The sequence below is a fragment of the Dolichospermum sp. UHCC 0352 genome (assembly GCF_009711925.1).
GTDB classification, from domain to species: Bacteria; Cyanobacteriota; Cyanobacteriia; order Cyanobacteriales; family Nostocaceae; genus Dolichospermum; species Dolichospermum lemmermannii.
In genome coordinates this window covers 1-8,310 of record NZ_VIKY01000260.1, presented here as the reverse complement: position 1 = coordinate 8,310, position 8,310 = coordinate 1, and the positions used below count along the sequence as shown (strand labels likewise).

General features: G+C 39.3%; 6 protein-coding genes and 1 other RNA gene. 4 read left to right on the top strand and 3 right to left on the bottom strand.

Annotated elements, in window-relative coordinates:
* Positions 1-104 precede the first annotated feature (104 nt).
* Complete coding sequence (mutS, locus tag FJR06_RS18590; RefSeq protein WP_168652008.1) at positions 105-2,705, top strand: DNA mismatch repair protein MutS; 2,601 nt, start codon at positions 105-107, stop codon at positions 2,703-2,705.
* A gap of 250 nt (positions 2,706-2,955) precedes the next feature.
* Here mutS and FJR06_RS18585 read toward each other — a convergent pair whose 3' ends face one another.
* The 3 genes from FJR06_RS18585 to FJR06_RS18575 form a co-directional block, all read right to left on the bottom strand.
* Positions 2,956-4,560: a diguanylate cyclase domain-containing protein gene (locus FJR06_RS18585; protein ID WP_254434066.1), complete on the bottom strand. Its 1,605-nt coding sequence runs from the start codon at positions 4,558-4,560 to the stop codon at positions 2,956-2,958.
* Between the two features lie 28 nt (positions 4,561-4,588).
* On the bottom strand, positions 4,589-5,422 hold the full coding sequence (locus FJR06_RS18580) for a FecR domain-containing protein (protein WP_148279141.1): 834 nt from the start codon (positions 5,420-5,422) through the stop codon (positions 4,589-4,591).
* Positions 5,423-5,585: 163 nt separating this feature from the next.
* Complete coding sequence (locus tag FJR06_RS18575; RefSeq protein ID WP_015083442.1) at positions 5,586-5,909, bottom strand: hypothetical protein; 324 nt, start codon at positions 5,907-5,909, stop codon at positions 5,586-5,588.
* A 472-nt stretch (positions 5,910-6,381) separates the two neighbouring features.
* Here FJR06_RS18575 and FJR06_RS18570 point away from each other — a divergent pair, with 472 nt between their 5' ends.
* The 3 genes from FJR06_RS18570 (at position 6,382) to ssrS (ending at position 8,244) form a co-directional block, all read left to right on the top strand.
* Positions 6,382-6,870 carry a pentapeptide repeat-containing protein gene (locus FJR06_RS18570; protein ID WP_168652006.1) on the top strand — a complete coding sequence of 163 codons (489 nt, stop codon included), beginning with the start codon at positions 6,382-6,384 and terminating at the stop codon, positions 6,868-6,870.
* Positions 6,861-7,997, top strand: coding sequence for a 5-(carboxyamino)imidazole ribonucleotide synthase (locus FJR06_RS18565; protein ID WP_041458589.1), 1,137 nt, complete (start codon positions 6,861-6,863; stop codon positions 7,995-7,997). Before FJR06_RS18570 ends, FJR06_RS18565 begins: the two co-directional genes overlap by 10 nt.
* A 62-nt stretch (positions 7,998-8,059) precedes the next feature.
* Positions 8,060-8,244, top strand: a non-coding RNA gene (gene ssrS, locus FJR06_RS18560) — 6S RNA.
* The last annotated feature ends 66 nt before the right edge of the window (positions 8,245-8,310 follow it).

The window sequence follows — 8,310 nt, the reverse complement described above, 5'->3', positions numbered from 1 at the left end:
CTCCAAGGCGGTAATGAAAAAATATTCAAAGCGGTTAAAACCGCCCGTGTCGCTTCCCTCTCAGGTCTAAAAACTCGCTCGTTTCCCACTTACCGCAAGGTCTTATGACGACTTCCACACCAGAACCCAATCAACCCAACAAATCACTTACTGATACAAATCTGGTAGAAGACCGCAGCAAGCTGAGTAAGATGTATCAGCATTATGTAGAAGTCAAGGATAAGTATCCTCATGCGTTGCTGCTGTACAGAGTAGGCGATTTTTTTGAAACTTTTTTCCAAGACGCTGTAACCGTCTCCAGAGAATTAGAATTAGTCTTAACTAGTAAACACGGTGGGGAAGTCGGTCGCGTTGCCATGACAGGTGTACCTCATCACGCTTGGGAACGCTACACAACCCAACTGGTAGAAAAAGGTTATGCTGTGGTAATTTGCGACCAAGTAGAAGATTCGGCGGATGCCATTGGTTTGGTAAAGCGAGAAGTAACACGCATTCTTACACCAGGGACTTTGCTAGAAGAGGGAATGCTCAAAGCCAGTCGGAATAATTACATAGCGGCTGTGGTAATTGCTGTCAATCATTGGGGGTTAGCCTACGCAGATATCTCAACAGGGGAATTTCTCACATCTCAAGGTAGTGATTTAGAACACTTAACTCAGGAGTTAATGCGTTTACAACCTTCCGAAGTCCTGTTTCCCACTAACGCCCCCGATTTAGGTAGTTTACTGCGCCCAGGGGAAACTTCACCCTCTTTGCCCCAATGTCTACCACCTACATTTTGTTATAGTTTGCGATCGCAAGTCCCCTTTTCCCAAGCAGAAGCTAGAAGTAAATTATTGCAGAAATTCAAAGTGCGATCGCTCGAAGGTTTGGGTTGCGAACATCTCCCCCTGGCAGTTCGCGCCGCTGGTGGTCTTTTAGAATACATCGAAGACACACAAAAAGCCAATCCCGTCTCCCTGCAATTATTACGCACATATACATTAAATGATTATTTAATAGTAGATCATCAAACCCGCCGTAACCTAGAAATTACCCAAACCGTCCGCGACGGCACATTTCACGGTTCTCTATTATGGGCTTTAGATCGAACTAGCACCGCCATGGGCAGCCGGGCTTTAAGAAGATGGTTGTTACAACCGCTACTGGAGATTAAAGGGATTAAATCCCGCCAAGATACCATTCAAGAATTAGTAGAAAATACACCTTTACGCCAAGATCTACGCCATTTACTCAAGCAAATTTATGATTTAGAACGTTTAACAGTCAGAGCCGCTTCTGGTAGAGCAAATGCACGGGATTTAGTCGCCTTAGCTGATTCTTTCTCCCGTTTACCAGAATTATCTCGCTTGGTAGAAGATGCGAGATCACCTTTCTTAAAAGCTTTGCAAAAAGTCCCGCCCAGCCTCGAAGAACTAGCAGAAAAATTACACGCTCACATCGTAGAATCACCACCGACTCATCTAAAAGAAGGCGGTTTAATTCGGGCGGGAATCAATCCGCTTTTAGATGAAAGAAAGGCTACAGTCGAAAGTGATCAACAATGGATTGCCAACTTAGAAGTTGACGAAAGAACAAGAACGGGAATCCCCACTTTGAAGGTAGGATTTAATAAAACTTTTGGTTATTATATCAGTATTTCCCGCAATAAATCTGACCAAGTTCCCGATAATTACATTCGTAAGCAAACTCTGACAAATGAGGAACGTTACATTACTCCTGATTTGAAAGAACGAGAAGCCCGAATTCTCACAGCGCGAGATGATTTAAATCAGTTGGAATATCAGATTTTTGACGCATTACGGGATGAAGTGGGTTCTCATGCCGAAATCATCCGTAATATTGCCCGTGCCGTAGCTGCGTCAGATGTATTATGTGGTTTGGCGGAATTAGCCGTACATCAAGGTTATTGTCGTCCAGAAATGCTTACAGGACGCGAGATTAACGTGATTGATGGTCGTCACCCGGTGGTGGAACAGTCTTTACCTGCTGGATTTTTTGTCCCTAATTCGACTTGCTTAGGGGGGAAGGAAATGAACCACGAAGGAGCGAAGGAAGCGAAGGAAGAGGAAAAGAAGAATTTATCTTCCCCTGATTTAGTGATTTTAACCGGTCCAAATGCGAGTGGTAAGAGTTGTTATTTGCGTCAAGTTGGTTTAATTCAGTTAATGGCGCAGGTGGGTAGTTTTGTGCCGGCGCGGTCTGCTAAATTGGGAGTGTGCGATCGCATTTTTACCCGTGTTGGGGCTGTAGATGATTTAGCCACAGGTCAATCTACGTTTATGGTGGAAATGAATGAAACTGCCAATATTCTCAATCATGCAACTTTGAGATCTTTGGTTTTGTTAGATGAAATTGGTCGCGGGACAGCAACTTTTGATGGTCTTTCAATTGCTTGGGCTGTAGCAGAATATTTAGCAGTTGAGATTAAATCTCGCACGATTTTTGCTACTCATTATCATGAGTTAAATGAATTGGCTACTATTATTTCAAATGTGGCAAATTATCAAGTTACAGTTAAAGAATTACCAGACCAAATTATCTTTTTACATCAAGTTCAACCCGGTGGTGCTGATAAATCCTATGGAATAGAAGCAGGAAGGTTAGCAGGTTTACCCACAGTGGTAATTCAACGGGCAAAACAGGTGATGGGACAAATCGAAAAACACAGTAAAATAGCCATGGGATTGCGTGAGAATTTATAAAAATTGGCTGCTGTGATTATGTCCGCATTAAAGGCAGCATAAACCATTAGACTTGTCCAAATAAAGAATTATCAACTTATCCCAGCAACATTAATAAACAACTAGGAAATGGTTAAAAATTGGTTAATCTTATGTCGTATTTCTATTAATAAAATCAAAATTTGTTATTACTTAAGACTCAAATATTTCTGTATTATCCAGATGAGCCATCTGATTACTTGATAATTCACCAGTAATATCAAAATTACTATTAATTTATACCTAAATCTTTAGAAGTAATGATCCGAAAGCGATCGCGTCCTTCTTTTTTGGCACGATAAAGTGCTTCGTCTGCTGTTTTAATGAAGAATGCAGCCGGAATATCAGCAGTAGGAATTAAAGTAGTAACTCCTAAACTGACCGTAACATATTGACTTACCTCAGAAGCTGAATGCAAAATTGCCAATATTTTCACTTGATCACGGATTTCTTCGGCGACAATTATTGCACCTTCTGCATTTGTATTTGGTAAAATTACTACAAATTCTTCTCCTCCATATCGCGCTACTAAATCACTAGGTCTTTTAATAGCTTGACTCATGGCAAAAGCCACTTTTTGTAAACAACTATCTCCCGCTTGATGTCCGTAAGTATCGTTATATCGTTTAAAAAAATCTACATCACACAAAATCAGGGAGAGTGCAGATTTGTCCCTAGCCATGCGTCCCCACTCTTGCTGCAAATATTCATCAAATCGGCGACGATTAGGAATTTGCGTGAGGCTGTCGTAATTAGCCAGACGGTAGAGAGTTTGATTTTCGGCTTTAAGGTTCAGATCATCTTGCCAAATTACAATTCCAGTTGTCATTCCTAATAAAGTTATTGGTGCAGCCACAGGTAGCCAATAATTGATTTTTAGCATGAGCAAACTGAAAATTTCCCAGAGTACACATAGCCCTATACAGAATCCTAATTTTTTCCTAGAATGCCAACGAACAATTACTAAACCCCAGACTGGACCTGCCAATAGTAATAATATTATCCATGCCCCAGAAGGAAAAAGATCGAGAAAATTATTTTGAAATACATTATTAATAAAAGTTGCTTGTAAGTAAACTCCGCCCGTGGGTGGATCATAATTAAAGGGCGTGACTAAAACATCAATACCAGGAGCAGTAACTCCTACTAAAACAATTTTATTTTTAAATAAATCGGCTGATACTTTCCCCTGCACTACATCACTAAAGGAATAGTGAGGCATTTGCTGAACCTGACTAGGCCAGTTAATCCATAATGGCTGCTCTAAATTAGGCAAAGGGGGTATTTCCATAAAAGTTCCATAAGCCCGGATAGCCGCAATTCCTAATAAAGAAATACCATTTTTTAGTGGCTGTACATTACGGATTATACCATCTCCATCTTTCTGACTGAATATATGTCCTGTAGTTATTGCGGCCTGTTCTAGTTCAGGGACAGGAAACCAAGGTTCTCCTTGAGTATCCCAAGCCTCTGCCAATACCACCTTACCATGTTGTTTCATAGCCTTTGCCAGAGCCGTATCATCGGGGCTAGACTCAGAAAAAATAATATCGAAGACAACTACATTTGGCTGGGCTGTATCGAGTACATTTAATAGCTCTATATATCTTGTCCGTGGCCAGGGAAATTGTTTAAACTCTGCCAAACTTTTGTTATCTATTGTCACTACTACTATCTGCTGATTCCAGTCAATATTTCCCCTTAGTCGGAATAGGGTGTTATATGTTATCCATTCTAAAGGTTGAAAAATTCCCAGTAACAGGAAACAAATAACTATCAACATGGCTATAAAACCAGGAAACAATTTCCCAAATAACCGCTGGATTTCTGTGAACATGATCATACATTTTCAGTTCTTACTTTTATTAAGGAACAGCTAATTCATACTTTTGCTTTTTTCCTAAAGGTGTTGTGATACTAACTGCAATTTTTCGATTATTAGGAAGGGCTGTTATCACCTCAAACTCTCCATTCTGATTGGTTATTAATGATTCATTCGCTAAAATAACTAAATTCACAGGATCTACTTTACCTGCAATTTTTGCCTGTTGATTGCCCATATCTGCCAGGATTTTTATTTGCAAACTAGTATCATCTCGTAAACGCACTGGAGGTGAAGGTGGTTTTCCTGGAATTACAAAGCTTTGAAAACCTTTATTTACAGATACAGTTTTACCTTGAGCAGATGTTACCACCTGGCCTTTTAAAGTTGCTACCCCTGTTTTCCCACTAGGTTGGACACTAACACCAAATTCTGTACCTCTGACTCCTGTAATCCCTGCTGGAGTTTTAATTTCTAGTCTAGATTCTCGATTGTTCAAAGGACGTACTTTTAAACGCACCTGTCCACCAGTTAGCAGCAACTCTGTGACTTTTCCATTATTACTAGTGCTATGCAGTTTTTGAATTTGCAGTTTTGTATTTTCTGCCACTTCCACAAAAGCAATTTCTGTATCTAATGCTAACATCGTCCGAGAATTCTTTCCTGTACCAATGCTATCACCAACCTTTTGCAACTTTGTGCCGACATTGGCAGGTTGGGAAGTTTGTTGATTTCCATAAATAACATTACCAAAAATGCTACGTACTTCTAAGTAGCGGTTAACTCTTAACTGTAAATTATTCTTGGCTAATGCTTGCTGAAAGGTTAATAGGAAGATGAAAAATAAACTCAATAATAGCCAATGTTTTTTAATCACTGAATTTTTTGGAAATTAGATTACCCCTGTATCTAATTTTAGGCGATCGCTTCTCTTGTGGCAAGTAAGCTGTCACGCATCTAGTTTTTGAACCTGATCTAGGCTATAGGCGGGTTTCTGCCTCCAAATTATACAATTTAAGTGCGCGACAGCTTTTAAAAATCTAGACATCCTCTGGTTCAAATTGTGCCACAGTTACAGCATTAAATGCAAAAGATAAAACTAAGGGAATCGGACATTTAAACCAAAAAGTGTAAATCACTGCTAGGATAGTGGTAGAGATGGCAGCACAAGCCCAATACATTTCCTGATTAGTTAAACCATTTTTCTCTTTAATTACTCTTAACACATTCATTGGGATTGGTTCTGGCATGACTCCACCAGGAGGAAACGCCCAATAGTTACCACGTCTCTCAACAAATAAATCTGTCCAGCCATTTTCTAAGCACCATGCTTCAATCCATTGAATAGAGTAATGATTTATCATATAAATACCAATTTCCTTTGTTAATGTGTGCAGTTTGTCAATTTTAATAACTTAAAGATCTTAGTCAGATATAGCAGCAGTCAGCAGGAAAAATCTTGTGTTATCTGGCTTTTTTAGGGACTTTTTTCCCTTATTCAAGTACATATCGCTATAACTTTTAGTTCATTGTTTTAAAGGTTTATCAAATTATTTTATACATATTAACAATCCTGTTTCCACAGCCATCACCATAACTAACAGATTATCAGTTGTCCTGACTACTAGACTTTAAAAGATAACAAACTTTACTTGTAATCAAACTTAATGAATTATTGTAAATAGTAAAATCCTGCTGGAGCAATAATGCCATTTTTTTCCAGAATCAGCAACAGTTAAAATTTAAAAAAGGGAGTAATTACCAAAAGCGTTATTACAAAATATTAACGTTTATGCAAAACTTAACTTATCCAGTATCAATTTGGACTCATCAACTATGTTTTGGCAAAAGAGCTTAGGATGGATTTTGGGAATTATGGTTTGGTGCGTTGCACAGCCAGCATCAGCAGATTGGACTCATCCTTTATCATATAGCAATGCCGAATTGTCGAGACAAGATTTTTCGGGACAAAGTTTACAAGCTGCGGAATTTTCTAACGCTAACTTAGAAATGGCTAACTTTACAGGTGCGGACTTACGAGGAACAGTTTTCAGTGCTTCAGTCATGACAAAAGCAAATTTACATGGAGCAGATTTAACCAATGCGATGGTGAATGAGGTAAAATTAATAGGCGCTGATTTAAGTAATGCCGTTTTAATCGAAGCTCTTTTACTCCGCACCGTCTTTACAGATGTTAATATCACAGGTGCAGATTTTACGGACGCAATTTTAGATAAAGCGCAAATTAAAGAGCTATGTCAAAAAGCCAGTGGTGTAAATTCTCAAACTGGTGTAGAAACTCGTGAGTCCTTAGGATGTCAATGAAACTTGGTATAATTGGTGGTGGACAACTGGCTTGGATGATGAAAGATGCAGCAGATAAGCTGGGAGTAGAATTAATAGTCCAAACTCCTAGTCCCAATGATCCAGCCGTATCTGTTGCCCAACATAGCATTTTTGCCGCAGTTGATGATGCCGCTGCCACAGAAATTTTAGCGACAAAGTGTGATATCGTTACCTTTGAAAATGAATTTGTTAACCTTGCGGCTTTATCACTGCTAGAAAAACAGGGTGTTTGTTTTCATCCTCAACTAGCAGCTTTAGCACCCCTGTTAGATAAATATGAGCAACGGTGCTATTTACGGGATTTAGGTTTACCAGTTCCCCAGTTTTTGGCATTATCAGGGGAAAAAAAGCTAGAATCTCAAATTGAAAATTTGGGTTTTCCTGTGGTTCTCAAAGCCAGAAGACATGGATATGATGGTCAAGGAACTTTTATCATTCCCGATTTTGCAACTTTATCAAAAATAGTTAATCAAACTCATAGCCAGTTTTTAGTCGAAGAATTTGTGCCTTTTACCAAAGAACTGGCTATAATTGCCGCCCGTTCTGTAAATGGGGAAATTGTCATCTATCCAGCGGTAGAAACTCTCCAGAAAGAACAGGTTTGTCGGTGGGTAATTGCCCCCGCTCAAATCACCCAAGAGCAAAGTTTGCAAATTGAAGCGATCGCCCATAAACTATTAACTAGCCTCCAATATATAGGAGTCTGTGGCATTGAATTATTTCTCACCGCCCAAGGTAAAATCTTAATTAATGAAATAGCACCACGTACCCATAACTCTGGGCATTTTTCCCTGGATGCTTGTGAAACTTCCCAATTTGAACAACACCTGAGAGCAGTGTGTGGTTTACCATTAGGCAATACTAGATTACATTGTGCTAGTGCCGTGATGGTTAATTTGCTAGGATATGAAAACAGCCATTGTGACTACCAAAAACAACGTCAACAATTAGCAAATATTCCCCAGGCTACTGTTCATTGGTACGGAAAAACAGAAGCTCGTCCAGGAAGGAAGCTAGGACATATCACCGTTTTATTAGATCAAGATCACACTAATGGAGTAGAGGACATTATACACAAAATTGAATCTATCTGGTATCCCCAGTAGAAATTTGCCAAAATTTTCCCAAAATAAACACACAAACTATTTTTCAAAGCTATAATGAGTTAGTTGCACTACGACGATTGGTGACTGCCGTCAAGTTTTTTGATCTATGTCTTTAACAACAAGGGAGCTAAACAATTCTCGTGGCAGTATACTGGGCTTGTACCCAGAAACTTTAAATGAGAACCCTCAGTTCCCACCTGGTTTAACCAGGTCATAAACTTAGGTAAAACGGCGTTGTGGTGAACTAAAAAATTTTAGCTCCCCGGTTAATAAAACTGGGGAGCTTTACCTTAAACAGCAAGAAGGCTCACAC

Bases quoted from the DNA above. Each gene is read 5' to 3' on its own strand.
- FJR06_RS18565 (WP_041458589.1), top strand. From the start codon at position 6,861: ATGTCAATGAAACTTGGTATAATTGGTGGTGGACAACTGGCTTGGATG.
- FJR06_RS18575 (WP_015083442.1), bottom strand. From the start codon at position 5,909: ATGATAAATCATTACTCTATTCAATGGATTGAAGCATGGTGCTTAGAA.
- mutS (WP_168652008.1), top strand. From the start codon at position 105: ATGACGACTTCCACACCAGAACCCAATCAACCCAACAAATCACTTACT.
- FJR06_RS18570 (WP_168652006.1), top strand. From the start codon at position 6,382: ATGTTTTGGCAAAAGAGCTTAGGATGGATTTTGGGAATTATGGTTTGG.
- FJR06_RS18585 (WP_254434066.1), bottom strand. From the start codon at position 4,560: ATGTTCACAGAAATCCAGCGGTTATTTGGGAAATTGTTTCCTGGTTTT.